We start from the raw sequence: 25,174 nt of genomic DNA, 5'->3' as shown, positions 1-25,174 counted from the left end.
GGCGCATAATCCTTGCTTTGCGTCATTGCCCACGACACGTCGTTGCAGCGCCGCTTGTCCATGCCGCTCGCCATCAAAGCCTTCATTGCCCCGCTGATCGTGGCCTGCGCCATGTTCATGGAAAGTGTCGACGGCAACATCGTCGTCACTGCGTTGCCGTCGATGGCTCGCGATTTCGGCACCGATCCGATCGCGCTGAAAGTGGCGATCACGAGCTATGTCGTCGGGCTCGGCGTATTCATTCCGATCTGTGGCTGGCTAGCCGACCGCTTCGGCGCGCGCACCGTTTTTCGCACGGCGATCGGCATCTTCGTTGCCGGCTCGATCATGTGCGGCTTCGCGCACACGCTGCACGTTTTCACGCTCGCCCGCTTTCTGCAAGGCATCGGCGGCGCGATGATGGTGCCGGTTGGCCGCATCATCATCTTTCGCGCGGTGCCGAAAACCGAGTTCGTGCGAGCCATGAACTATCTGAGTCTGCCCGCCATGTTCGCGCCGGCCGCGGCGCCGCTGCTCGGCGGCTTCATCACGACGTACCTGCACTGGCGGCTCATCTTTTTCGTCAACGTGCCCGTCGGCATACTCGGCATCTATCTCACGAACCGCCATATCGTCAACACGCACGAGCCGCATCCCGGTCCGCTCGACTGGTTCGGCTTCATGCTCTCGGCCAGCGGGGCGTCGCTCTTGCTGCTCGGTCTTTCGCTGATCGGCAGCGATCTCGTCTCCGATCGCACCGCTTACGAAATGTGCGTCACGGGCGCGCTGCTCGTCGTGCTCTACGTCCTTTACGCACAGCGCGCGCAGCGGCCGGTGCTCGACCTGCGGCTGCTGCGCGTACCGACGTTTCGCGCGAGCGTGCTCGGCGGCTCGATGTTCCGCATCGGGCTCGGCGCCGTACCGTTCCTACTGCCGCTTGCCTTGCAGAACGGCCTCGGCATGTCGGCGTTTCAATCGGGCGCGATCACTTGCGCGTCGGCGTTCGGCAGCATGTTCATGCGCTCGCTGACGTCATCGGTCCTGCGCAAGTACGGCTTTCGCACGGTGCTCATCTACAACGCGATCTTCTCGGGCATCGCGATCGCGGCCTACGGCGCGTTCTTTCCCGGCACGCCGATTTGGGTGATCTGGCTCGTCGTGCTGCTCGGCGGATTCTTTCCGGCCCTGCAGTTCACAAGCCTGAACTCGATGATCTATGCCGAAATCGCGAGCCAGGACGTCGGCCGCGCAACGAGCCTCGGCAGTGTCGTCCAGCAAATGTCGCTCGGGCTCGGCGTGACCGTGGGCGGGATCGTATTGCAGATCTCGCGCGGGCTGCACGGCCATACGCACGCGATGTGGTCGGATTTCTGGCCATCGTTTCTCGTCGTCGGCGCGTTTTCGCTCGGGTCCATCCCGATCACGCGCCGGCTCGCCCCCAATGCCGGGGACGAGATCGCCCGCGGCACGCGCGGCTAGAGCCGGCCGGATGCGACCGAACACGGCTGAACACGGCTGAACGGAACTGAATGCCGCAGCGGCCCAGCCCAGCCGCGCTCAGGCTGCGATGCTGCCGACGCCGCCGGCACTCGCGTAGCCGCGCACCGCTTCGACGACGATCGTCGCCAGTTGCTCCACAGGCGGCGTCGCGGCGCTCGACGCGCGCACCAGCGACAGTCCGAGCGAGGGCAGCTTAGGCAAGCCGAACGCGTTCGGGTCGAGCGTATGCACGGTCGACGGCAGGCCGTACGGCGTGCGCACGGTCATCCCGAGCCCGGCGGCGGCGGCGGCCCATAAGCCGGCCAGGCTCGGGCTCGTCAGCGCCACACGCCAGGCAACGCCCGCGCGATCGAGCGCGTCGGTCGCCAGCGAACAAAGCATGCAGGCGCCGTCGAATAAGACGAGCGGCAGCGGCTCGCCCGAATCGGGCGTCCATTCCAGTGCCTCCGACCCAATCCAATGCAGGGCCGGCTTGGCAACCTCGACATTCGCACCAGACGCGCGCCGAGCTTGCATCGACAGATTGAGATCGTCCCACACGAGTGCGAGGTCGAGTTCACCCGCATCGAGCCGTTCCATCAGATCCGCGTTGCGGGCGACACGCGCCTCGATACGCACCTTCGGGTGCGCGCGGGCGAATCGGCCTAAGACACCCGGCAGCAGCGACTCTCCGAAATCCTCCTGCAATCCGAGGCGCACCCAGCCTTCGAGGTTCGTGCCGCGCGCCGCGACGACCGCCTCGTCGTTGATCTCGACGAGACGGCGTGCGTAACGAAGCATGATCTCGCCCGCATCGGTCAGCCCGAGACCGCGGCCCGCCTTGCGAAACAGCGGCGCGCCCACCTGCTCTTCCAGCTTTCTAATTTGCGCACTGACGGCAGACGTCGAACGGCCGACCCGATCGGCGGCCTTGGCGAAGCTACCGAGATCCATCCCGGTGACGAAACTGCGCAGCGCCGCCACATCGAAATTCGTTTGATTCATCGCTCACCTCAATCATCCTGTTTTTCAGAACTATCAGTTCTAAATTATCCGATTTTCAGGACGATAATAGAGTGCGAGACTGCGTTCGTCAAATCTCGAAACCTCGCAACCTGGAACGGAGCAACACATGGACACTCAATATCTCGTCAAGGCGCCGGGCAAGGTGTTCGGCGCATCGCACCGTTGGAAGGTGCTCGGCGTCGGTGTCGCCGCCAATGCCGGCTTTTCGGCCGCCGCGGCCGGAATCCCGACCACGGCTGTCTGGATGCGCACAGGCTACCATCTGGGCAATGCGGAGCTCGGCCTTGCCCTCGGCGCGACCGGTCTCGGCATTGCACTGTCGGAATTGCCGTGGGGCCTCGCAACCGACCGGCTCGGCGATCGCCCGGTCCTCATCGCCGGTTTGCTCGGGACGGCGCTCGCGCTGTTGACGATGGCGCTGTTCGTCGTGCCGTCCACCGCATCGATCCCGCCCCTGCCGCTGCTTGCCGCCGCCATGGCCTTGGTCGGCTTGCTCGGCGGCAGCGTCAACGGTTCCAGCGGCCGCGCCATCATGAGTTGGTTCAAGGAGGGCGAGCGCGGCATCGCCATGAGTATTCGGCAAACCGCCGTGCCGCTCGGCGGCGGGATCGGCGCGTCGCTGCTGCCGTGGCTCGCGTCGACGCACGGCTTCGCCGCCGTCTATAGCGCGCTCGCGCTGCTGTGCGCCGTGCCGGCCGCCTTCGCGATCCGCTGGCTGCACGAACCGCCGCATCCCGTGACGACGGCAAAGGCCGGCGCCACCGCGCAACGCAGCCCGCTTGCCGACGGCCAGATTTGGCGTGTCGCGCTCGGCATCGGCGTACTTTGCATGCCGCAGTTCGCCGTCCTGACTTTCGCGACCATCTTTTTGCATGACTACGGACGCCGGGGCACAGCCGGCATCAGCGTGGCGATGGCTGCCGTGCAAATCGGTGCGATGGTCATGCGCGTCTGGAGCGGACGCCTTACCGACCGGCGCGGCAACCGGCGCGGCTATATGCGCGGCTCCACGCTCGTCGCCGCGGCCTCGTTCGCCGTGCTGGCCAGTGCCGTCGGACTCGGACACGCCGTGCCCATCGCGCCGATCGTCGGATTGATCGTGCTCGCCGGCGTATGCGTCTCCGCTTGGCACGGCGTGGCGTACGCCGAACTCGCGACGCTCGCGGGCCCCGCTCGTGCCGGTACGGCGCTCGGCATGGCCAACACGGCCGTCTACATCGGTCTGTTCCTCGTGCCGCTCCTGCTGCCGCACCTGCTCGCAGCAAGCTCGTGGACCGTCGTTTGGTTCGTCGCGGGATTCGTCGCGCTGCTCGTGTACCCGCTGTTCCCACGGCCCGCGCAACGCTGAGCGCTCAGGTTTGCCGCACGGCCGCCGCTTGCATGAGGCGGCCGTCGTCGTTTTCAACGCCGACAACCGCGCTAGACGGAGTCGGTGTAGGCTGCCGCATCCAGTCACGAGAACGACGCATAACCGAACGCCACCGATGACGACGCTCCCGCTTGCCGCCGCCCGCACGCTTCATCTTGCCGCTCAAGGTCTGCTGTCTCCGCCACGCCGCAAAGCGGTCAAAGAAGACGTGCTCGCCGCGATCCGCCGCATGGCGCAATTGCAAATCGATACGATCCATGTAGTCGCCCGCAGCCCTTACCTGGTCGTATTCAGCCGAATCGGCCCCTATGCGCCGCAATGGCTCGACGAATACTTGGCGGAGGGACGTCTATTCGAATATTGGTCGCATGAAGCATGTTTCGTCCCGATCGAAGACTACGGCCTGATGCGCCATCGCATGCTCGATCCGAGCAAGATGGGTTGGAAATACGCGGCGCAGTGGCACGAACGTCATAAGCAGGACATCGATCTCCTGCTTGCCCATGTCCGCAAGAACGGCCCGGTGCGCGCAGCGGATTTCGAGCGCGAAGCGGGGCGTGGCAATGGCTGGTGGGACTGGAAACCCGAAAAGCGCCACCTCGAGGTGCTGTTCACGCTCGGACATTTGATGGTGGCGGAAAGACGCAATTTTCATCGTGTTTATGACGTGGCCGAACGTGTGCTGCCGAACTGGAACGACGGGCGCGACCTGCCGCCGGCGGACACCGTGCGCTCTACGCTCGTCGCGCGCACCTGCCTCGCCCTCGGAGTGGCACGTGCCGATTGGATCGCCGACTACTATCGAATCGAGCGCCGCAAATATACGGCTGAGCTTCACGCGCTGGCCGATCGCGGCGAAGCCGTTGCGGTTCGCGTCGAGGGATGGAAGGAAGACGCGTTCGTCCCGGTTAAGTGGGCGCCGTTACTCGAAGAAATCGCGCAAGGCCGCGTGCGCTCGACAGTCACGACGCTGCTCTCCCCATTCGATCCGGTGGTATGGGATCGCAAGCGCGCGGCCGTACTGTTCGACTTCGATTACACGATCGAGTGCTATACGCCTGCCGCCAAGCGCAAGTACGGCTACTTTTGTCTGCCGATCCTTCACCGTGGGCGGTTGATTGGGCGCGTCGACGCGAAAGCGCATCGCGCGCAAGGCGTGTTCGAGTTGAAATCGATCCATCTCGAGCCGAGCGTTCGTGTGAGTGCATCGCTGCTCGACGATCTGCGCCGCGCGCTCACGCGCTGTGCGCAGTGGCACGGCACACCGCAACTGGCGATCGGATCGGCGCCGCGCGACATTGCACAAGCGCTCCTCGCGACACCGTAACCGCACACGGCTCGAAATCGAGCGCGCATCGTCGCCCATTCAGGCGAACGGACTCACCCCGATCAACCAGCGATGCAGCACGAAGGCGAAAATCGCCCAAGCAACGAGGCCGATGACGACAACCTTCGCATCGCCCGCAAGGGTGCCGTCGGGGTACCTTACGCCGGCGGCTCGATCGCGACCGCGCGACACGAGCGCACCAACGGCACCCCATACGAGGAACACCCCAAACAGCACGATTGCATTGAGCGTCCCGTTCGCCAATAGATGGCCGAGCGCCCAAATGGCCACACCCGCCATCATGGGATGGCCGATCGTGCGCTTGATCCGATTGCCGGGAACATAAGCGGCGGTGATCAAGATGAAGGCGACGGCGACGAGCAGCGCGGTCAGATGTCGAATGCCCAAGGGCGGCGCCCACAGGACGGCCGGTGTGCGTCGCGCCATGCCGTAACCCCACACGATCAAGACGAAGCCGACGAGCGATGCGACCGAATAGAGACCCTTCCAGCCGTGCTCGCCGAGCCGCGCGACCTGTGCGTCGCGCCATGACGGCGCCACGAGCCGGGTCGAATGCACACCCACGAAAATCAGCAACCCTAGAATCAATATCGTCACGTCGAACTCCTTTGTTATTGTCTGCTGTCGTTCCGTGCCGCAAGCGGATTCACGGGCGCCGCATCGCGCCCGCCTTCGAGATACCGCTGAGAGTCAAGGTGCAGTCGCGATCACCTGTGCCATCGCCGCCGTCAACTTCTTGGCAAATGGGACGTGCAGGAATTCGTTGGGACCATGGGCGTTCGATTTCGGCCCGAGCACGCCGCAGACAACGAACTGCGATTTCGGAAACCCTTCCTGCAACACGTTCATCAACGGAATCGTGCCGCCTTGCCCAATAGATGCGCAATCGGCTCCGAACTGGGCGCGCGATGCATCGTTGACCGCCCGAGCGAGCCAAGGCGCGAGCTCGGGCGCATTCCAGCCGTAGGCGGCGGCTTCCGGCTTGAACGTCACCTTGGCGTTATAGGGCGGATCGACTTCGAGCAACGCCTTGAGATCCGCCACCGCACGCGCCGCGTCGACGAGCGCCGGCAAGCGCAGCGACAACTTGAACGCCGTGCGCGGACGCAGCACGTTGCCCGCACTCTCGAGCGCAGGCAGCCCTTGCGCGCCCGTCACCGAAAGCGAAGGCCGCCAGGTCGCATTGAGCAACGCTTCGTAGGGATCGGTCGTCACGGGCAACACGGGCTTGCCGTCCTGCCCGCACGCCCACGGCGAAGTCTTCCATACCTCATCGCCGAGAATGGCCGCGGCCGCGCGCGCTTCGATCTGACGGCTGTGCGGAATCTCGCAGTGAAACTCGGCGGGCAGCAAATTGCCCGTCGCGGCATCCTCGAGCCGTTCGAACAATTGGCGCATGACGCGAAAGCTCGACGGGACGATGCCGCCATAGGTGCCCGAATGAATGCCCTCGTCGAGCACCTGCACTTCGAGCGAGCCGCCTACGAGACCGCGCAGCGACGTGGTCAACCAAAGCTGATCGTAATTGCCGGCGCCCGAATCGAGGCAAACGACGAGCCCGACGGTACCCAACCGCTCGCGCAGCGCATCGACATAGGGAAGCAAATCGTAGCTGCCCGATTCCTCGCAGGTCTCGATGATCCCGACGCAGCGGGGCCGCTCGACGCCCTGCGCGTCGAGCGCACCGAGCGCGCACAGGCTCGCATAGATCGCGTAGCCGTCGTCCGCGCCGCCGCGGCCATACAGCTTGCCGTCGTCGTATTTGGGCGTCCAAGGGCCGAGGTCCTTACGCCATCCGTCGAACTCGGGTTGCTTGTCGAGGTGACCGTAGAGCACCACGGTATCGGTGCTGCCCGAGCGCGTAGCCGGCGTCTCGAAGAAGATGACGGGCGTGCGCCCCGGCAAACGCACGATCTCGAGCTTGAGCCCGTGCACCCGCTGCGCCTGTGCCCAACTCGCCGCATCGGCAACGACGCGTTCGAGGTATCCATGCTTTTCCCAGTCGGCATCGAAGGCGGGACTCTTGGCGGGAATCGCGATGTAATCGGTCAGCGCGGGAACGATCTCTTCATTCCACTTACGCTCGACGTACTCAATCAATGCGGTTTGATCGACGGCGGTCTTTTGCTGCTTCGCATCAAGTGCGGTCATGGCGATCGGCTGTGGCAGTCAAAGCGCACATGATAGTCCGATTGCGGCAACACACGGCAAGCCGCGCTCAGCAAAAAATCGTAGAAAGCGCGACAATTAGTCACACCCCACCCTCGAGGCACGCATCATGTTGGGCCGAATCTCCCTACAAATCGTCGAGGTGGTGTTTGCGCTGGCGATTTACTTTTTGCCGGCCATCGTCGCAGATCATCGCAAACGCCACGACATCTTCACGCTCGCGCTATTCAATGCGTGCGTCGGCTGGACCGTCGTCGGCTGGCTGCTCGCGCTGTTTTGGGCTTATCAACCGAATCCTCCGGCGAGCATCGCGCGCGATGTGACGGCCAAGCGCCGGCTGCTGCGCATGGCCGCGTTTTCATCGGCGTTGATGGCGCGCGTCGACCGGCGCGCGGCCAAGCGGGAAGGTGTGCGGCGATAGCGTCGGTTGCGAGCGCCGGTCGGCTATGGCAGCGCTCGTATCGCATCAGGCGATCGGCTTGAGCACGCCCTGGGTGAAAGGCACGCTGGCGGCAACCGAACCCGCCACGGCCGCGGCGTAACCCGCGTAACGGCGGACGTGCGCGAGGCCCGGAGAGATCGAACGCGGTTCGCGCCCCAGCGCTTCGCGCGCGAACATCTCCTGCCGCAGTTCGCCATGCTCGTCGAACCATTGACATAGCACGGTGTCACCACACAGGGCCGTCACCGTCATTCGCGAGCCGCCCGCCTTCAGCGTCACGACATCACCTACGCAAAACTGTTCAACCAGGTCACGGGTAGCCGTCGACATATGTACTCCGTCGCAAAGCATCGAACCGTCCAAAACGAAACGGCAATCCAATTGTGCGGCAGCGAACGGAACTCCAATTATGGAAACCGCTCACTCATTGCCCTCGATATAGCAGTGAGGTTAGATGAAGACTAACAATAGAATTTTTATTCTACAAGTGATTTTAGGGAAAACGTTAATCGTGAATTTCGAATTCACCCTATGAAAGCCCCAAGTACATCCGGTCCAGTACGTAAAAGTCGTCTTTAATCTTTTGGTGCCAGATTAACTTTTAACTGTAACAATCGTACTTTTTAGAGCTTGCCAATACCCCTCCACCCCCGCCTGCGCGGGGCTCCCCGGCATTGGGTAGATTGTAGCGTCACTTCATCACTGCAATCGAGTAAAGATATAGAGAGGGCGATCGTCTTATTGATCGAGATCAATTCCGCGTTGCAGCATTAACCCATTCATATAAACAGCGATCGCTGCATTAATGCAGCAACATGAAAACGTTTTCTGTCTATTGCAATTTATCGCCAAACTGTCGCGAACATCCAGAAAAGATGATCGCGACGGCCGTGAGATCGAACTCGGCCGGATTCAGGTGCGTGCTTCCAGAGCCGCGCAAGCCCGGCGAGCTGCCACGACGATCAGCTTCATCGTGGCCCGCGTCGCGCCGACGAACAGCTTGCGCGCCGCGCGTTCGTCGAACACGTCGAAATCGACCTCGGTCAGGACCACACAAGGGGCAGACTGCCCCTTGAAGCGATAAATCGACTCGAGCAGGACGTCTCCGTCGCGATATTCAGGGCTGCCGAACAAATCGTACTTGCCCGTGAAGCTGCGCAACCGATGCGGCCCCAAGTGTTCGAGCCCCGTCAACGCCGATCCTTCGCGCCCTCGGAATGACAGCACGGCGATGTCTTGTTTGCGAAAACCCAGCGAAAGCGCCTGCGTGATGGCGCGCTTGGTGGCATCCACGACCGCCTCGCCCCGCGTTTCGTCGTACGAGGCGATCGATATCTGCGAGCCGTCGAACGGACTGCCCGCAACGAGTCCCGCCGCGCGAGGCACCGCCGCACCAACCCGCTCGCGGACGAACTCGAGGATGTCGCGCGGGCTGCGGTAATTCGTCGTCTCGTTCAGCACGGTCCATCCCGGCAAGGCGACGGGCTCGCGCATATAGAGATTTTGCAGCGGGTCCTCGAGCCACCACCAAGCGCCTTCGGGCCGGACCAGACGCGACAGCGCCGCAACCCACGTCTCCTGAAAATCCTGCCCCTCATCGACGATCAGCACGTCAAACGTCCATCGCCCCCCGATCGGCGCTTCGGCGAACGCCGCTTCGAGCCGACCGAAAACATCGGGTGCACGAAAATCCTGCACCGCCCCGACGTCGCGCGCCACCCAATCGCAGAGCTGGTGATAGTTGGCCACCTTCGCCCCTTCCGGTGCAACGCGGGCGATGTGGTCGGCGAGCGGGCGATTGAAGCAAACGTACAGCGCGCGCTTGCCGCTTGCTGCGGCATCCTTCATGACTTGCACGGCGAGTTGGGTCTTGCCCGACCCAGCCGTACCGACCACCCGCAGCCGAAACGGCGTGAACTCGAGCCGGCGTGCCCAAGTGGCCAAGCCGCCCGACAGGCGCGTGACGAGCGTGCCCGCTTGCCCGACGAGCGCGCTCGTATCGGGCGTCAGAGCGAGTTCGTCGGACAAGAAGTGGTGAATCTTCGCCGCGCAAGGCAAGGCCGGCTCGTCGGCCGGCAGCGCCGCCAAAATGATCGAAGCAAGGCGATCTTTGCGCGTCGCATCGACGATGCCTTCCGGCGGCACGCCGGCGATCACGGTATTTTTGACGATGTAATCGGGACAAAACAGCAGCGCTTCGATACAGTACGTGCCCGCGCCGAACGCCGCGGTGAACCGTCGATGCATGCGCTCGACCGTTTGCGCCAGTTGAATCGAGACGTTGCGCTCGGTCTGCAGGTAAACCTTGACGAGGCCTTTCGGCGTCTCACGCAGGAAGCCGGCCTTTTGCTCGACGAGCATGACGCGTCCGGCCGGACTCACGACGATGAAGTCCGCTTCGCCGAATACGGAGAAAGCCCGATTCAGGCGCGTCCAGTGCACGCCGTGATAAACGGTGTAGTCGTCGGGCAGCGCCGCCTCGAGCAGCGTGAGCGTTTCGCGCTCGCGCTCGGCGGCGCCGGTCGCGGCCAAGTTCTTCCAATCGTCGGGAATAAGACGTGCCATGGCCGGGTTGATCCTCGTTTTGACGTTTTGAATTCGGCGTATTGTACAAACCGCGCGGCGTCCGGTCGTATCGAGACCGCGTCGCATTCTTCCGGAGGAAAGTTCAAATGCTGAAAATTTGGGGACGGGCCAACTCGGTCAACGTGCAAAAGATTCTCTGGTGTTGCGACGAGTTGGGCGTCCCGTTCGAGCGCGTCGATGCCGGCCTGCAGTTCGGCCGGGTCAACGATCCCGACTATCGGGAGCTCAATCCGAATGGTCAAGTGCCGACGCTCGTGGACGGCACGTTCGTGCTGTGGGAGTCGAACTCGATCCTGCGTTACCTCGTCATGCAATACGGGGCGTCGAGCTCGCTGTACCCCAGCGCCCCGCAGTTGCGCGCCAGCATCGATCGGTGGCTCGACTGGTCGCTGTCGACGCTGACGCCGGCCGAGCGTCCGGTATTCCTGACCCTCGTGCGTACGCCGCCCGAGCAGCGCGACATGGAAGCGCTCGCAGCGAACCTGAAAACGCTGATTGCTCGCTGGAAGATTCTCGACGGCCACTTGCGCGGCCGCTTTCACGTGGAAGGCGACCGGTTCACGATCGCCGACGTCGTGCTCGGCGCGTTTGCGAAACGCTGGTTCGGCGTCGAAGGCATCGAGCGCCCGCCCATGCCCAGTCTGGAGCGCTGGTACCAAAGGCTGACACAACGCGTCGCCTTCAAGAAGTACATCGATTTGCCTCTGACCTGATAGAAGCCTGATAGAAGCGCGGCGCGCAAGGCAACGTCACGAGCGAGCGCGCCGCTCGCCTGCGCGGGCGAGCAAAGTATCGAGCAGCGGCAATTGGACGGGCTTGGTCAGATGCAAATCGAAGCCCTGATCGAGCGAGCGGGCAACGTCGCTCTCCTGCCCAAAACCCGTCATCGCGGCAAAGCAGGCGTCGCAGAACGCTTTCACCTCTTTCAACTGGCGCAAGACGGCAAACCCATCGGCTCCCGGCATGGCGATATCGATGAGCGCGACGTCGATATGTTCCGCACGCCCGGCGACATCGAGCGCCTGCGCGCCGCTGTAGGCCACCTGCACACGATGCCCCTTCATGCGCAGCAGCATCGCCATGCTGTCCGCGGAGTCGCGATTGTCGTCGACCACGAGCACGGCCAGCGCGCCGAGATCCCCGGTGCCCGCCGATTTGCCGTGCATGCCTTCGTCGTTGGCGGCGTCCTGAACGGCAAACAGCGGCAACCTCACGGTAAACGTGGCGCCGCTCCCAAGGCCGGCGCTCTCAGCTTCGATCGATCCGCCGTGCATTTCCACGAGCCAGCGACACAGCGTAAGCCCGATCCCTAGACCGCTTTCCTTGCGCTCGAACCGATTGTCGGCCTGCACGAACAGATCGAAGATCGATTCGATCGCAGTTGCATCGATGCCGCAGCCTTCGTCGGACACGCGCAAACGCGCAAACGCGCCCACTTGGTCGATCTCGATGCCGATGCGCCCGCCATGCTCGGAAAACTTCGATGCGTTGTTCAGCAGGCTTTGCACGACCTGCACGAGGCGCGTCGCGTCGCCGTTGACGACGATGCCTGCCGGCGGCGCACCAATCTCCACCGTTTGCTGACGCGATGCGACGTGCGGACGGATCATCTCGATCGCACGCACGACGATGTCCGACAATTCCACGGGCTCGAGGCGCAGCGCCACTTTCCCGGTCGTGATGCGGCCCGCGTCGAGCAAATCGTCGACGAGGCGAGTCAAATGGGAGATCTGGCGATCGATCATGTCGCGGCATTGCCGCAGCGCTGGACTGACGAGCGGCTCGAGCATCATGACGCTGAGCGCGTTACTGACGGGCGCGAGCGGATTGCGCAATTCGTGCGCGAGCGTCGCCAGGAATTCGTTCATGTGCTGGCTCGCCGCTTCGAGCTCGCGCAACCGCTTGCGCTCGGTCATGTCGCGGGTGACCTTCGCAAAGCCGCGCAAGCGGGGGCCATCGCCGCCCGGCGTGTAGACGGCCGTGATCACGACGTTGGCCCAGAACATCGTGCCGTCCTTGCGCACGCGCCAACCTTCGTCCTCCACGCGGCCCGTTCGCGCGGCGGCGGCAAGCTCCTCGGCCGGGGTCCCCTTCGCGATGTCGTCGGGCGGATAGAACATCGAGAAGTGCTGCCCGAGCACCTCTTGCGCGGTATAGCCCTTGATCTTCTCGGCACCGCTGTTCCAACTGATGATGCAGCCGTCGGCGTCGAGCAAGTAGATGGCGTAATCCTGAACGGATTCGAGAAGAATTCGAAGACGTTCTTCAGACGTCACCACTGGGTCGGGCGGCGGCGAAAAGGGCGGGCTGTCGCTGGCGAAGCTATCCGGACGCATGACGGCGGCGTTTCGATTTTTGGAAAAATGCGACAGAGGGTTGTGCCGCTAGGAATGCATATAAGCACAACGCATGCCTAGCGAGGCATGCCAATGCTCGCGGCCGCCGCGCACGACACACCGATGCACATGCGCCGCGCAAAGGGCGCACGGCCGCATACGCGAATGCAAACCGCTCGGGGCACGCATGTTTATCGTTGCGAGAGCAACTTTGACATTGGCTTTTGCAAAAACTGCCGCGCGCGGCGGCCGCCCCCTACGCTAGCCGACGGCGCGCGCCGCAACGGCATCCGCCAGCAACGTGACGAGCCGATCGGGCTCGGCAGGCTTTCTCATGAAATGATGAAAGCCTTCTCCGATGCTCCGCAGCCGGTAGGCTTCATCGGTGTGCCCGGTGATCGCAACCGCCACCGAGGGCTGGCGGTCGTTGCGGATTTCGTCGTCGCGCAGCCGTTGAATCAAGTAAAAGCCGTCCATGGCCGGCAAGTCGAGATCGCAGAGCACGACGTCGGGCGCCACTCTCAGCGCCGCCTCGACCCCTTCCTCGGCATCGGCGGCAGCCACGACCCGCGCGCCTTCGGATTCGAGCACCATGGCAAGCGACTCCCTGCTGGACGGATCGTCTTCGACTACGACGACCGTCACCCGCTCGAGTCTCATCAGTCCGTTCATACGATTTGTTGTAGCCGTCAATACATACGCCCGATCCTCTGACCATCGCCCAGCCGCGGAAGTTGCAAGCGAGATTTCGCCTGAACCGGCGCGCATCGTTCGAGAGACCGAGGCCTGAAACGGAGCGGACAATAACACGCCGTTAAGTTACGACGATGACCGTTGCAATGCCGGCGGCAAAAGCGCAGCAAAAGCGCAGCAAAAGCGCGGAGATTGACGCCGTCCGCGTCTTTCTATTCAAGCGCACGGTGCGCGAAACGGCCCTTCGTCATCAGATGTACGCGACGTTCATGGCCAAACCGATGGAACACGAACCCGGTTCGGCCATGCACATTCATCAGAGCCTGACCGACGCCGAGACGAATCGCAATCTATTCACCGAGGCTGACGGATCGCCGTCGCGGCTGTTTCATTCGTACGTCGCGGGCCTGCAAAAATACACGCCCGCGCTCATGCCGATTTTCGCGCCGTACATCAATTCGTATCGTCGCCTGTCGCGCTTCATGGCCGCGCCGATCAACGTGCAGTGGGGCTACGACAATCGCACGGTAGGCTTTCGGATTCCGCATTCGGCGGCCGCGATGAGACGCATCGAGAATCGCATTCCCGGCGTCGACTGCAACCCTTACCTCGCGATCGCGGCCACGCTTGCCGCCGGCTATCTGGGCATGACGCAAAATCTTTCGCCTACCGAACCGCTGGCCTCCGACGGCTACGTATTGCCTTATCAATTGCCTCGAAATCTCGAAGAAGCGCTCACGCTGATGGGTGCCTGCGAGCCGCTCGGCGATATGTTCGGCCATCCATTCGTGAAGGCTTATTTGGTATTGAAGGAAACCGAATATGAAGCGTTCTTTCGCGTCATCAGTTCATGGGAACGCAAGCATTTGTTGCTCAACGTTTGAGGGCGTTGTTATAGGCATGCCAAACAGACAAAGCAGACAAAGCAGGCAACGTCGATCCTTTAATCTGCCTCGACGCAGATATTCCCAAGATAATCGCTAGGCACGGCCGATCGATCAACGATTGTGCACCGAGCCAGTGCTTCCATCCGCAACCGATGCCGACCCGGTACGAACCGTCGCAGCGCCGATAGGGCAATTCAATTGGCATACTGGCCAAGATCGGCTTAAATAGCGAGACGCGCGCGAGGCGCCTCATCGCCTCGCGCCACCCGCGGAGACAGACATGCCCCCATCGAACGTGGACGATCTAGTGCAATCCATCGCAAGCGACACCGGCGCATCGCCCGAAACCGTGTCCAAGATGGTTTCGCAGACCTGGGAAGCGTTCAGCGACGGCGCTCGCATCACCGACTACCTTGCCGTGCTCGTCACGAAACGCGTGCGCGAAGAACTGCGCAGCCAACGTCGATAAAGGCGGCACTGATTCCTCTGATCTAGGCGTGCGACTGCGTACCGCAGCGGTACGCGGCCGTCATTGAACAGCCGGGCGGGCGTCTAACATGCGAGGCGCCTCACCGCAGCCGACATTCATCAAGCCAGCCATGCGCACCACCGCGGTGTATTGACGCAGATCGTCGCGCGCGCGATATCGCCCGTGTGCTGCGGCGCATCGATTTTTCGCTTACGCGTCAGCGCGTTATTGCATGTCGATACGGTAAATTGCCGCACCTTTCGTCGTCGCGACCCATCGCCCGCGGTGCAGCATTTTTTTCCCCGCTGATCTACGCTTGCGACCGGCTGCTCATGCAGTGCGCGTCGACAATGGGCCGGCGCGCGTCGCTCGTCATCGGTATCACGCTATGGAATCGTCTTCGTTCAGTGCCTTCGATCTCGCACGCATTCAGTTCGCCTTTACCGTTTCGTTTCATATCGTTTTTCCCGCACTCAGCATCGGGCTGTCGAGTTTCATCGCCGTGCTCGAATGGCGGTGGCTCAAAACCGGCAAGGCCTATTACAAGGACCTATGCCTGTTCTGGTCGAAGATCTTCGCCGTCGCATTCGGCATGGGCGTCGTGTCGGGCGTCGTGATGGCGTATGAGTTCGGCACGAATTGGGCGAGCTTTTCGAAGTTCGCGGGGCCGATCACCGGCGCGCTGCTGACCTACGAGGTCATGACGGCCTTCTTTCTCGAGGCCGGCTTTCTCGGCATCATGCTCTTCGGCTGGAAACGGGTAGGCCCGCGCGCGCACTTCGCTGCCACGCTCACGGTTGCCGTCGGCACGCTGATGTCGGCGTTTTGGATTCTCGCTTCGAATAGCTGGATGCAAACGCCTCGAGGGTTCACGATCGCCGACGGTCACGTCGTCCCCGTCGATTGGTTCCAAATCGTCTTCAATCCCTCGTTCCCGTATCGCCTCGTGCATATGACGCTGGCGGCGTTCCTCGTGGGCGCGCTCGTCGTGGCCGCAACGGGCGCGTGGCATTTGCTGAAGGGGCGACGCGATCCGGCTGTCAGGAAGATGTTCGCGATGGCCCTTTGGATGCTGCTCGCGCTCGCGCCGCTACAAGCGTTCGTCGGCGATCAGCATGGTCTCAACACGGTGCGCTATCAGCCCGCCAAGATCGCAGCGATCGAAGGCCTGTGGGACACCGAAACGAACGGCACCGCACTCAACCTGTTCGGCGTGCCCGACATGCAAACCGAAACGACGCGCTACGCCCTCTCTGTGCCGCATCTGGGCAGCCTGCTGCTGACGCATACATGGGACGGCCAGATTCGCGGATTGAAGTCGTTTCCGCGTGACGAACGTCCGAATTCGACCGTCGTCTTTTGGAGCTTTCGCGTGATGGTCGGGCTCGGCTTGCTGATGATCGCGCTGGCCGTTGCCGCGCGGCTCGTCGACCGGCGAGGCCGGCTCTACGATACCGCCTGGCTTCATCGTTTCGCACTCCTAATGGGTCCGAGCGGCTTCGTCACGCTGCTTGCGGGCTGGATCACGACCGAAGTCGGCCGTCAGCCTTGGGTCGTCTACGGCGTCATGCGCACTTCGCAAGCGATGTCGCCGCTCACCGCGCAACAGGTGGGCATTTCGTTGATGGCGTTCGTCGTCGTGTACTTCCTCGTCTTCGGCACGGGCATCTACTACATGCTCAAGCTCATGCACGCGGGCCCGAACATCACGACGGACAACGACGACACGCGCGAGGCGCCGCGCGGCGGCCGCCGGCCACTGGCCATACCAGCCTGATCCGCTCATCGCGCCCGCTCACCCGCCCCCTTCGCTATTCGAGGCTTACCATGGATGCCACCATCGTCTGGGCTGCGATCATCGCGCTCGGTCTTTTGATGTATGTCGTGCTCGACGGCTTCGATCTCGGCATCGGAATCGTCTTCCCGCTCTTCCCCAACGAGCGCGAGCGCGATCTCATGATGAACACCGTCGCCCCCGTATGGGACGGCAACGAAACCTGGCTCGTGCTCGGTGGCGCAGCGCTGTTCGGCGCGTTCCCGATCGTCTATGCAACAGTGCTCTCCGCCCTCTATCTGCCGCTCGTCGCCATGCTCGTATGCTTGATTCTGCGCGGGATGTCGTTCGAGATCCGAGGTAAAGCCTCGCGTACGAAGCACTTGTGGGACCTCGCGTTCATCGGCGGCTCAACGGGTGCGGCGTTCTTCCAGGGCATATCGCTCGGCACCTTTATCCAAGGCATTCCAGTCGCGAACGGCGAATTTTCCGGCGACGCATTCGGGTGGCTCACACCGTTCACACTACTGACCGGGCTCGGACTCGTCGCGACCTATGCGCTGCTCGGCTGCTGTTGGCTCATCGCAAAAACCGAGGGCGATCTGCAACGCCGCCTTCATCGGCTCGTATGGCCGCTCACGCTCGTGCTGATCGCATTCATCGTCGCCGTCAGCATTTGGACGCCTATACAAGAACCCGAAGTGGCCGCGCGTTGGTTCAGCGCCGCGTGGTTCCATCGCATGCTGCCCGCCCCGTTCCTCGTCGCGATCTGCGCCTACCTGATGCGCCGCGCCGCGCACGATCGTCATCACACGCGCCCGTTCATGCTGGCGATGGCTTTCGTCGTGCTCGGCTATGCGGGGCTGCTCGCAACGCTATGGCCGTATGCGATTCCTTCGTCGGTTACGCTTTGGCAAGCGGCGGCGCCCGAGCGTAGCCTCACGTTCACGCTGACGGGCGCGGTCGTGATCTTGCCGATCATCTTGGCTTATACGCTGCTCGGCTACTGGGTTTTCCGCGGCAAGGTGCGACATGGCGAACATCAATACCATTGAGCAGCGCATGTCGCTGCCCCGCTGGGTGTGGTTCGTCGTGCTCTGGTGCACGGGGGTGGGCAGCGCCATGCTGCTCGGCGAGGCGTTCAAGCTTCTGATGAACGTTACGCTGTTCGCCGTAGCGAAATGATGGTGCGATGATCGTCGCTTAGCGCGTGGATTCGGACGAGACAGGCGCGGCTGTCGAACCGGACGACGCACTGCGCGCCTGAGCATCGCCCCCCTCGTCGACGAGGCCCATCAATCGCGCAAGCACCGGCCATTTGACGAGCGCTTCCTCATAGGCAAGCCGTGACTGCTCGTCGAAGTACTTGCGCGGATCGACCTCAGGCACGTGGCGAGCGAGGCCGCCGATATCGTTGACGGGCCAGCCGCAGCCGTTCGTCTCGTCGATCGTCATTTCTGGTCCACCCATACGCCGTCCGGCGTCTTCACGGCATAGCCCGTCGCCGTCTTCATCGTCACCGTACCCTCGTTTTCGCCGACCATCTGCGTCTGCGGCAACCCGGCCGCGTACTGCGAAAGGACCGCGCCAGGTTTGAAGGGGCTGTTCGACACCAAATTCGACAACAGTTGCGCGAGTGCGAGGAAGCTCGTCGGCGTATCGATCACGGTCGTCGGACCATGGGCGCCCAGGAACCCCACGACCCGCACGCCGACCGGGCCGTGAACGATGCGCGGCGTCGGGATCTCGCGCAGCCCCGCAATTTGATTCGCGTCGCCGCGCAATGCGGCGCCGTGCTCCGGCACGAACACGATCACGGCACGCCGGCCCGATTTCTGAATGAGATCGGCAAGCTGATCGACCTCGTTCATCAGCGTATTCACGCGATAGGGGTAGGAATCGATGCTCGACAATTGCTCTTTGCCGATGACGCGATTACCGTCGTGCAAGCTGATCGTGTTGTAGTAGAGCGCGACGGGGCCCGGCGTTTGCGCGCGCTGAGCATACCAATGCGCCCAGGTCGAATAATCGTCGTGCACGATCGAGCCGTCGAACGCATGCATCGAAACGGTCGCATCGGCATTGGACTCGATCGGCACGTTGGGTACGTCCGCGTTGGTCTTCACCAGATCCAAGAAGTTGTCGAAGTGCCCGTCGTGATTCAGCAAGATCTGCGGCGTAAAACCTGCGCGCGCCAAATCGTTGAGCAAGTAGCACTGCTGCGGCGCCTGCTTGTAAAGATCGGCATGGGCTTCTTGCCCGCAACTCGCACGCAGCACACGAACGGCAGCCGGCCCGCTATAGCTCGCGGCCGTGCTGAAGTTCGTCAGCAGATAATCGAAGTGGCTCAACATCGGGTTGTTGCGGGCCTTGGAGACGTCGAGATCGTCCCAAGACAGCGAACAGATGTGCACGATGATGATGTCGAATTGTTCGTTCGGATTGCTGCTGAGCTTGCCGAACGTGACTTGACGTTGAGACTCCGCGGTACGAAATGCGGCCAGCGCGGCGTTGTGATCGAGCGGCTGCTCGACAACGGCTGCCATGTGTGGGCTCCCCGCGCCGTTTTGCGCCGACGTGATCGCAAGGCTCACGGTGTGCCACACCGGCAATACGACGAGCGCGATAATGACGAGCGTCGTCACGCGTACCCAGCGGTTGACGAACCAGTGCCCGATGATCACCACGATCACGCCAATGATGAGCATCGGCGGCAAGAAACGTTGCGCGAGCTCGAACCAATACCCCATCGTGAACGATTCGAGGGCCGAGGCTTCTTCGACGATGCGCGAGAACGGCGGCACGATGGCCTCGTAGTAGAGCAGCGGCAGGCCAATGCCGAGCCCCACGACGAACCGAACGAAACGCAGCCCGCGGTGACGAACCGGGCTCGTCAGCGCAAGCACGGTCACGAACGCGATGTTCGCGAGCCATACGGGATTGAGGTGTCCCGTCGCGAACAAGTAGAGCTTCAGGATGAAATAAAGATTCCAAAACGTCATGAAATGATTCCCTCGCGCATCCGCCGCGCTCAATACCGGGCCCGATCGAGCGCCAGTAGCGCCCGTATCGACCGCAGCGCCCCTTGCGCCAATCGGGCATACCCTTCGACACCCATCAACATCACTTCCTTGAACCCGGCAAGCGGCATGTCGTCCACGGGCCGCTCCTCGCCGCTCAGCCATGCGTCGGCGCGTCCGAACGTGCATTGCACGAACTGACGCTCCTGCTCGAGCGTCAGCGTCTCGAATTGCAACCCGAGATGGCGGCCGGCAAGGCGCGTGACGCGCGCCGGAAAGTGAAAGATGCGATCGCCGCGGCTCAACGTGACGTGCAGCGCCTGCCCGCGATCGAACGCGATACCCTCGGCGGGCAGCTCCAATCCGAGCCCGCCCGTCGAATAGTCGCTCGTCACGCAGGCCACCGTCGTACCATCGGCAAGCAGCAGGGTGGCCGGCACGCGCATGGCGATCCGATGCGTGACGCGCACTTGTTTCACCTCGCTGGCCACGCTCACCGCGGCGCCGAGCAGCGCGAGGTTGTAGAGGGTCCAGACCATATTCATGATGATCGTCGGGCCCTCGCCGTTCGCGTTGAACGAGAGCCGATACACACCGGCCGAAAACGCCACGACGTTCAGCGCGAGCAACACGAGATACGGCTTCGACACGCTCCAGTCGAAGTAGCCTTCGTCGACGCGCCCGCCTTTCTCCGTCACGTTGAACTTGCCGTGCTTCGGGCTGAAAAACGCGAACGTCGTAGGTAGCGCGATATACCAAGCGAGCACGGATTCGTAGACTTCAGCCCAGAACGAATGCCGGAACTTGCCTTGCATGCGCGAGTTGGCGATGTTCGAGATGAAGATGTACGGCAGCACATAGCTTGCGATCGTCGTCGCCGCGGCATTGATGAAGTAGAGCTGGAAGAACAGGTACGCCATCGGCATGACGAGAAAGATCAAGCGCGGCACGCCGTAGAAGAAGTGCATCATCGCGTTGCCATAGCACAGCCGCTGGAATAATCCGAGGCCGCGCCCGAGGAACGGATTGTCGATGCGGAAGATCTGCGCCATGCCGCGCGCCCAGCGCGTGCGCTGCTTGATATGCCCCGCCAAGCTTTCGGTCGCGAGGCCCGCCGCCTGAACCGTGGGGAGGTACGCCGTCGTGTAACCCATCCGATGCAGCCGCAGCGCGGTATGCGCATCCTCGGTCACCGTTTCGACGGCCACCCCGCCCACCGCTTCCAGCGGCTCGCGCTTGATGATGGCGCATGAGCCGCAGAAAAACGACGCATTCCAAAGGTCGTTGCCGGCTTGCACGAGACCGTAGAACAACTTGCCTTCGTTCGGTACTCGGTTGAACGTGCCTAGATTGCGCTCGAACGGATCGGGCGAGAAGAAGTGATGCGGCGTTTGCACCATCGCGCACTTCGGATCGCGCAGAAACGTGCCCATCGTCATCTGCAAAAACGAGCGCGTCGGTACGTGGTCGCAATCGAAAATCGCGATGTATTCGCCGCGCGTGTGCGACAGCGCCGCGTTGATGTTGCCGGCCTTGGCGTTGCGATTGTCGGTGCGCGCTAGATACTCGATGCCCGACTCGCGCGCAAACGCCTCGAATTCCGGGCGGCGTCCGTCGTCGAGCAGATAGACGCGCAGTTTCGACGACGGCCAATCGACCCCTTGCGCCGCGAAGACGGCGGGCCGCACGACGGAAAGCGGCTCGTTGTACGTCGGGATGTAGATGTCCACCGTCGGCCATGTCGACGGATCGCTTGGCAGCCGGGCGATCGTGCGATTGAGCGGCCATGCCGTCTGGATCAGCCCGAACGTCATGATGATCCAGGTATAGAGCTCGGCGGAAAACAGCGCGTAACCGACGATCGCCTCCATCGGCGTGCGGAAACTCAGCGTTTCGGTCACGCGCCAGAGGATGTATCGGCTCATCGCGAGCAGCGACAGCGCGGCGAGGATCAACACCGGCAATCGCCCCGGAAAACGGCGCACGACGAGTGCGAACGCGATCGTCAACGCAAAGAACTCCGTTTGCCCACCCGCTTGCAGCGGCGAGGCGCCGACGCCTACCCACAGCACGATGCCGAACACCGTCAGCACCAGCAATAGCCAGCGCACGCGGCCGATACGCTCGGTGCCGTGCTCCAAGGCGTCGCCCCAACGCTGCCAAGGCAGCAGCGCGACGAGGGCTTCGAGGCGCCGCCATGCGCCGCGTACGAACAGCGCAGTCGGCAACAGCCAGCGCTCGACGCGATCGAGCGTTTCGCGCGCGCGCGATACGTCGGAGCGTAGCCTCGGTCGCGGTGGCCGCACGAAAGCACGCCAAATCCATGAGGACACGCTGCGCGGATCGAGCACGCCCCATCGCGCGGCGAGCCGTAGCGAAGCGGACTGCGCCCAACGTCGCGGAAGATCGGGTTTGCCGGCACGCGGCGGCATGAAAAAGAACCGGACGAGCCAATCGAGCGCCGTGCGTTGCCCCGGCAAGCCGAGACCCGCGGCGATCCAATCGATCAGACGCGCACGCGCGCCGCGCCTCGTCGATGCGCTCCGGCCTTTCATCGAGCGCGCTCCGAGCCGGGGTCGGGGTCGACGTCGCTTTCCAGCCAAGCATCGAGCCAGTTCGCAAGGCCATGCAGATCGTGCGACGCCTGCGAATGCGGCACGTCGTCGAAGAGCCACCCGCCGCGAGCCAGCGATTCGGGCATCGCGGCATCGAAATGAACGCGATGGGCAAGCTCGAGCGCATCGCCGACCGCCGCCCGCAGCAGCCCGAGCACGTCGCGTTGCATTTCACGGGCGGGGTTCAGCCGGTTCACGACGACTTTCACGTTCGCGCTCGAATCGCGCAAGTTCCGGAAGCAGCGCGCGAGCGTCGCGCACGCAGCCGGTTCGGGGGGCGTCACGCACAACACGAGATCGGCCGCACGCACGGCTTGGGCGGCCTGTTGCGACGGAAAGCGCGCCGTATCGATCAGCGCCACACCGCGCGGCGGAAAATCGATTCGAGCCAGCGCATCGGCAAGCCAACGCGGCTCGGCCGCCAGCCGCGCTTCGTACGCCATCCGCTCGGCCAGCGTCGTCTCTCCGTGCGGCGCGAACAGCACGCCTTCCGCATTGCGCCAGGTGTTGCCGCGCCAGGGTTCGACGCGTCCCGCGATCGCATGGCCGAATCCGACCTGCGCAAACGTATCCAGGCCCAGATACGCGCCGAGCATGTTTTGCGGGTCGATGTCCGCCGCCACGACCGGACGGTCGCGGCGCGCCAACAAGACGGCCAATGCAGCCGTCAATGTGGTGCGGCCGGCGCCGCCCACTGTCGACACGAGCGCTACGGTTTTCATCGCGCGCCTCCGCTTTCACCGTGGGCGGCTTCGTGCTCGAGGCTTTCGAGATCGGGCATCAGACGTCCTTTCAGCGCGACGGGCTCAATGACGCATGGCACGGCGTCATCGGGATTGAAACGGCGCGCAGCCTGCATTCCCCGGCGCGCGCCGAACCGCTGCGAGACGATCCATACCGGAATCGCCAGCACGATTCCGACAGCAAAGCACATCGACAAGAACGAGATCATGTCGCCTCCCCTTCACCCCGAACAGGGATCGGCCACGGTTCGGCGCTGCGCCGATAAGCCGACGTGCGCGCCGCTGAGCGGGCTGCCGCTGGGCCGGCAACGGCAGATGCGGCCGGCTCTTGCGTCGCATCGGCCGCAACATGGCGCGGCACCCCCTCGCGATTGACCTTGTCGAGCATGCTTTCGACCGCCCGGAGCTGAGACGCCGCATCGGCGGACGCCGGCGCGACGCCCCCCATCGCGCCTTGCGTCGGCGGTTGCTCGCGCACCGGCGCGGCGCGAAACAGATCGCTGTAATCGGCGATCGGCGCGCGTCGATTGGCATCCGTGAGCGCCTGCACCTCGCGCTCGATACTCGCTTCGGCAAGGTAGACCACCCGGTCCGAAAGATGATCGACCGGCACGGTGAAGATATGTCCGAGCGCGATGTCGGCATCGGGCAGCCGGCACGCGAACAAAAAGACGTAGAGATGCGCACCGTCGGCCGTCGCGACGTCGCCCGCACGACGCGGCACGCAGGACTTCAGCGCATCGGTATGCGCGACGTCGGGCAGCAGCGCGATCTTCGCGAGCACATGGGGGAGATCGAGCACCGCGCCGCGCGCGAGCGCAGCTTCGATGCGCTCGCAAAACGCAGGAACAGGCAGGTAGCCGCGCACCTCGTCGGTCAGCGCGGCCGCCAGCGCCGACTGGTAGTCCGTCGCCACGGGCCGCGTATCGAGTTGCCCCTGCAGCGAGCGCAGCAGCGACTGCACGCGGGAGAACGGCAACTCGCGGCCGATGATGAGGTTCGCCCCGAGGCTCAGCAACAGCAGTTCATACTGATGGCGCAGGGCCTCGCGGCGCTCGACGACGACGATCTTCAACGCTCGCCCACACTCGCGCCGCAGCGTATGCACCGCCGAGCACAAAGGCTCCAGTGTCGACCGGTCGCGGTAGTCGAGCAAAACCGTGGCGGCCTGTGCGCCGACGCAAGCGACCACCGCGGATTGTTGATCGTCGACGATGTCCCACTCGGGCGGCACCCAGCTTTGGTTGCCAACGACGGCACGCGTCGCGACGACACGCGACTCGTCTCGCGCGAGGCGCAGCGTCGCTTGCGCCTGGCCGTCGGCCACTTCGGGCGCGACCGTCAAGCGCCCGTCTTGGGAAAAGCGCAGCGCATGCGTTTCGCCGGTCGCCAATGCCCGGCCGGAACGCCAGAAATCGACGTGCCAGACCAATTCGCCATGCGTGTGGCCCATTCGCGCCACACCCGCGCACGCGCCATGAAACTCGAGATAGCTCCCCTGCTGCACCAGCTCGTCGGTCATGAAACCTTCGTCGCTTGGGTCGTGCGCCTCGCCCAAGCCGATCTTGGCTGGGTCGAGCACCAGCACAAGCGCGATCCGCCGCGCGGCGCACCAGTTCGCGAGCAAGCTGCCCTCGCGAGCAAGGGCGTCGGAATCGCCCCATGTGAGCCAGCGCTCGGCACCTTCGACGAAATACAACGCGTTCGAGCGGAATCCGAACCTTTTGAGCGCCCGCAGCCCGCCGAACAGGTGCGCGAATGCGACCCGCGCGCCGCGCTGCGCGTCCGCCTGCGCGTGGTCGTCGAGTCTGTTCTCCGGCTCGGGTTCCGGCATCGCGAGCACGTTCAAATTGCGCGGCCAGCCGCGCGCCGGGCTGCTCGGGCCGAAGCCGAGCTCGCGCATCCGCGAGGCTGCATGCGCACGCGTGCGCGACAGCACGATCGTGACGTGGCGCGTGTGCGCCGCCTTCGCGGTGCCCCAGATCAGCGCATCGCACGCGGCCGTGCGCGGCGTGGCGTAGATCGCATAGAAATTGCCCGGCATCAGTTGGGAGACTTCGTCGGGCAGCGCCTCGATGGCGAGCCGGCTTCCCGTCGGCGCACTCGCACTTGTCACGTCGCGCAATAGCGCGCCGAAGCGGCCGGAGCGCTTGCCCGCGGCGGCCGCGGCGACGCCGGCCGCTATGTCGGCTCGGCCAGCATCGTCGCGCTCGGATGGGCGTTGCTTGCGTTCGTCCAT

The 25,174-nt window shown here is 63.5% G+C and carries 22 protein-coding genes and 1 pseudogene; 10 read left to right on the top strand and 13 right to left on the bottom strand.

Annotated features, from left to right (window positions below; all coding sequences use genetic code 11):
- Positions 1-60: 60 nt before the first annotated feature.
- Positions 61-1,458 (top strand): MFS transporter, encoded by a 1,398-nt coding sequence (locus tag J3485_RS21895; protein ID WP_206958276.1) that lies wholly within the window; start codon positions 61-63, stop codon positions 1,456-1,458.
- A gap of 78 nt (positions 1,459-1,536) precedes the next feature.
- Here the strand turns inward: J3485_RS21895 and J3485_RS21890 are convergent, their stop codons facing one another.
- Positions 1,537-2,463 (bottom strand): LysR substrate-binding domain-containing protein, encoded by a 927-nt coding sequence (locus tag J3485_RS21890; RefSeq protein ID WP_206956416.1) that lies wholly within the window; start codon positions 2,461-2,463, stop codon positions 1,537-1,539.
- A gap of 127 nt (positions 2,464-2,590) precedes the next feature.
- On the opposite strand from J3485_RS21890, the gene J3485_RS21885 reads away from it, so the two are divergent.
- Positions 2,591-3,832, top strand: coding sequence for an MFS transporter (locus tag J3485_RS21885; protein ID WP_206956415.1), 1,242 nt, complete (start codon positions 2,591-2,593; stop codon positions 3,830-3,832).
- A 136-nt stretch (positions 3,833-3,968) separates the two neighbouring features.
- A complete protein-coding gene (locus J3485_RS21880) occupies positions 3,969-5,180 on the top strand; it encodes a winged helix-turn-helix domain-containing protein (protein WP_206956414.1) in 1,212 nt (403 codons plus the stop codon).
- 39 nt (positions 5,181-5,219) lie between these two features.
- Here J3485_RS21880 and J3485_RS21875 read toward each other — a convergent pair whose 3' ends face one another.
- Together J3485_RS21875 and J3485_RS21870 are read right to left on the bottom strand one after the other, a co-directional pair.
- A complete protein-coding gene (locus J3485_RS21875) occupies positions 5,220-5,798 on the bottom strand; it encodes an NnrU family protein (protein WP_206956413.1) in 579 nt (192 codons plus the stop codon).
- Positions 5,799-5,891: 93 nt separating this feature from the next.
- A complete protein-coding gene (locus tag J3485_RS21870; RefSeq protein ID WP_206956412.1) occupies positions 5,892-7,352 on the bottom strand; it encodes a M20 family metallopeptidase in 1,461 nt (486 codons plus the stop codon).
- A gap of 127 nt (positions 7,353-7,479) precedes the next feature.
- Between J3485_RS21870 and J3485_RS21865 the strand changes: the two genes are divergently transcribed.
- On the top strand, positions 7,480-7,791 hold the full coding sequence (locus J3485_RS21865) for a superinfection immunity protein (protein ID WP_206956411.1): 312 nt from the start codon (positions 7,480-7,482) through the stop codon (positions 7,789-7,791).
- Positions 7,792-7,836: 45 nt separating this feature from the next.
- Here J3485_RS21865 and J3485_RS21860 read toward each other — a convergent pair whose 3' ends face one another.
- Complete coding sequence (locus J3485_RS21860; protein ID WP_206956410.1) at positions 7,837-8,142, bottom strand: YodC family protein; 306 nt, start codon at positions 8,140-8,142, stop codon at positions 7,837-7,839.
- 582 nt (positions 8,143-8,724) lie between these two features.
- Entirely contained in the window at positions 8,725-10,377 is a 1,653-nt protein-coding gene (locus J3485_RS21855) for an ATP-binding domain-containing protein (RefSeq protein WP_206956409.1), read from the bottom strand.
- Between the two features lie 107 nt (positions 10,378-10,484).
- On the opposite strand from J3485_RS21855, the gene J3485_RS21850 reads away from it, so the two are divergent.
- Complete coding sequence (locus J3485_RS21850; protein WP_206956408.1) at positions 10,485-11,111, top strand: glutathione S-transferase family protein; 627 nt, start codon at positions 10,485-10,487, stop codon at positions 11,109-11,111.
- A 36-nt stretch (positions 11,112-11,147) separates the two neighbouring features.
- Here the strand turns inward: J3485_RS21850 and J3485_RS21845 are convergent, their stop codons facing one another.
- The gene (locus J3485_RS21845) at positions 11,148-12,674 is read right to left on the bottom strand and encodes a PAS domain-containing hybrid sensor histidine kinase/response regulator (RefSeq protein WP_206956407.1); all 1,527 of its coding nucleotides are present in this window, start codon (positions 12,672-12,674) and stop codon (positions 11,148-11,150) included.
- A 321-nt stretch (positions 12,675-12,995) separates the two neighbouring features.
- A complete protein-coding gene (locus J3485_RS21840; RefSeq protein WP_242538882.1) occupies positions 12,996-13,406 on the bottom strand; it encodes a response regulator in 411 nt (136 codons plus the stop codon).
- A 218-nt stretch (positions 13,407-13,624) separates the two neighbouring features.
- Here J3485_RS21840 and J3485_RS21835 point away from each other — a divergent pair.
- The 5 genes and pseudogenes from J3485_RS21835 to J3485_RS29320 all read left to right on the top strand — a co-directional run.
- Positions 13,625-14,311: pseudogene (locus J3485_RS21835) on the top strand (glutamine synthetase family protein); the annotation flags it as partial.
- A 283-nt stretch (positions 14,312-14,594) separates the two neighbouring features.
- On the top strand, positions 14,595-14,783 hold the full coding sequence (locus J3485_RS21830; protein WP_206956405.1) for a DUF3562 domain-containing protein: 189 nt from the start codon (positions 14,595-14,597) through the stop codon (positions 14,781-14,783).
- A 388-nt stretch (positions 14,784-15,171) separates the two neighbouring features.
- Positions 15,172-16,560 carry a cytochrome ubiquinol oxidase subunit I gene (locus J3485_RS21825; protein ID WP_206956404.1) on the top strand — a complete coding sequence of 463 codons (1,389 nt, stop codon included), beginning with the start codon at positions 15,172-15,174 and terminating at the stop codon, positions 16,558-16,560.
- 50 nt (positions 16,561-16,610) lie between these two features.
- A complete protein-coding gene (gene cydB / locus J3485_RS21820; RefSeq protein WP_206956403.1) occupies positions 16,611-17,612 on the top strand; it encodes a cytochrome d ubiquinol oxidase subunit II in 1,002 nt (333 codons plus the stop codon).
- 7 nt (positions 17,613-17,619) lie between these two features.
- The gene (locus tag J3485_RS29320) at positions 17,620-17,742 is read left to right on the top strand and encodes a hypothetical protein (protein WP_277991671.1); all 123 of its coding nucleotides are present in this window, start codon (positions 17,620-17,622) and stop codon (positions 17,740-17,742) included.
- 18 nt (positions 17,743-17,760) lie between these two features.
- Here the strand turns inward: J3485_RS29320 and J3485_RS21815 are convergent, their stop codons facing one another.
- The 6 genes from J3485_RS21815 to bcsE are packed head-to-tail and all read right to left on the bottom strand — an operon-like array spanning position 17,761 to position 25,174.
- Complete coding sequence (locus tag J3485_RS21815) at positions 17,761-18,027, bottom strand: hypothetical protein (protein ID WP_206956402.1); 267 nt, start codon at positions 18,025-18,027, stop codon at positions 17,761-17,763.
- Positions 18,009-19,559 carry a cellulose biosynthesis protein BcsG gene (bcsG, locus tag J3485_RS21810; RefSeq protein ID WP_206956401.1) on the bottom strand — a complete coding sequence of 517 codons (1,551 nt, stop codon included), beginning with the start codon at positions 19,557-19,559 and terminating at the stop codon, positions 18,009-18,011. Before bcsG ends, J3485_RS21815 begins: the two co-directional genes overlap by 19 nt.
- Positions 19,560-19,588: 29 nt before the next feature.
- Entirely contained in the window at positions 19,589-22,132 is a 2,544-nt protein-coding gene (gene bcsA, locus J3485_RS21805) for a UDP-forming cellulose synthase catalytic subunit (protein WP_206956400.1), read from the bottom strand.
- Positions 22,129-22,914 carry a cellulose biosynthesis protein BcsQ gene (gene bcsQ / locus J3485_RS21800; protein ID WP_206956399.1) on the bottom strand — a complete coding sequence of 262 codons (786 nt, stop codon included), beginning with the start codon at positions 22,912-22,914 and terminating at the stop codon, positions 22,129-22,131. Before bcsQ ends, bcsA begins: the two co-directional genes overlap by 4 nt.
- Positions 22,911-23,144: a hypothetical protein gene (locus tag J3485_RS21795; RefSeq protein WP_206956398.1), complete on the bottom strand. Its 234-nt coding sequence runs from the start codon at positions 23,142-23,144 to the stop codon at positions 22,911-22,913. The genes bcsQ and J3485_RS21795 overlap by 4 nt, the downstream gene beginning before the upstream one ends.
- Positions 23,141-25,174: a cellulose biosynthesis protein BcsE gene (gene bcsE, locus J3485_RS21790; RefSeq protein ID WP_206956397.1), complete on the bottom strand. Its 2,034-nt coding sequence runs from the start codon at positions 25,172-25,174 to the stop codon at positions 23,141-23,143. Before bcsE ends, J3485_RS21795 begins: the two co-directional genes overlap by 4 nt.

The organism is Trinickia acidisoli, assembly GCF_017315725.1.
Lineage (GTDB): Bacteria > Pseudomonadota > Gammaproteobacteria > Burkholderiales > Burkholderiaceae > Trinickia > Trinickia acidisoli.
This window is presented reverse-complemented; position numbering and strand designations above follow the sequence as displayed.

Bases quoted from the DNA above. Each gene is read 5' to 3' on its own strand.
- J3485_RS21895 (WP_206958276.1), top strand. From the start codon at position 61: ATGCCGCTCGCCATCAAAGCCTTCATTGCCCCGCTGATCGTGGCCTGC.
- J3485_RS21890 (WP_206956416.1), bottom strand. From the start codon at position 2,463: ATGAATCAAACGAATTTCGATGTGGCGGCGCTGCGCAGTTTCGTCACC.
- J3485_RS21885 (WP_206956415.1), top strand. From the start codon at position 2,591: ATGGACACTCAATATCTCGTCAAGGCGCCGGGCAAGGTGTTCGGCGCA.
- J3485_RS21880 (WP_206956414.1), top strand. From the start codon at position 3,969: ATGACGACGCTCCCGCTTGCCGCCGCCCGCACGCTTCATCTTGCCGCT.
- J3485_RS21870 (WP_206956412.1), bottom strand. From the start codon at position 7,352: ATGACCGCACTTGATGCGAAGCAGCAAAAGACCGCCGTCGATCAAACC.
- J3485_RS21865 (WP_206956411.1), top strand. From the start codon at position 7,480: ATGTTGGGCCGAATCTCCCTACAAATCGTCGAGGTGGTGTTTGCGCTG.
- J3485_RS21860 (WP_206956410.1), bottom strand. From the start codon at position 8,142: ATGTCGACGGCTACCCGTGACCTGGTTGAACAGTTTTGCGTAGGTGAT.
- J3485_RS21855 (WP_206956409.1), bottom strand. From the start codon at position 10,377: ATGGCACGTCTTATTCCCGACGATTGGAAGAACTTGGCCGCGACCGGC.
- J3485_RS21850 (WP_206956408.1), top strand. From the start codon at position 10,485: ATGCTGAAAATTTGGGGACGGGCCAACTCGGTCAACGTGCAAAAGATT.
- J3485_RS21840 (WP_242538882.1), bottom strand. From the start codon at position 13,406: ATGAACGGACTGATGAGACTCGAGCGGGTGACGGTCGTCGTAGTCGAA.
- J3485_RS21830 (WP_206956405.1), top strand. From the start codon at position 14,595: ATGCCCCCATCGAACGTGGACGATCTAGTGCAATCCATCGCAAGCGAC.
- J3485_RS21825 (WP_206956404.1), top strand. From the start codon at position 15,172: ATGGAATCGTCTTCGTTCAGTGCCTTCGATCTCGCACGCATTCAGTTC.
- cydB (WP_206956403.1), top strand. From the start codon at position 16,611: ATGGATGCCACCATCGTCTGGGCTGCGATCATCGCGCTCGGTCTTTTG.
- J3485_RS29320 (WP_277991671.1), top strand. From the start codon at position 17,620: ATGTCGCTGCCCCGCTGGGTGTGGTTCGTCGTGCTCTGGTGCACGGGG.
- J3485_RS21815 (WP_206956402.1), bottom strand. From the start codon at position 18,027: ATGGGTGGACCAGAAATGACGATCGACGAGACGAACGGCTGCGGCTGG.
- bcsG (WP_206956401.1), bottom strand. From the start codon at position 19,559: ATGACGTTTTGGAATCTTTATTTCATCCTGAAGCTCTACTTGTTCGCG.
- bcsA (WP_206956400.1), bottom strand. From the start codon at position 22,132: ATGAAAGGCCGGAGCGCATCGACGAGGCGCGGCGCGCGTGCGCGTCTG.
- bcsQ (WP_206956399.1), bottom strand. From the start codon at position 22,914: ATGAAAACCGTAGCGCTCGTGTCGACAGTGGGCGGCGCCGGCCGCACC.
- J3485_RS21795 (WP_206956398.1), bottom strand. From the start codon at position 23,144: ATGATCTCGTTCTTGTCGATGTGCTTTGCTGTCGGAATCGTGCTGGCG.
- bcsE (WP_206956397.1), bottom strand. From the start codon at position 25,174: ATGGACGAACGCAAGCAACGCCCATCCGAGCGCGACGATGCTGGCCGA.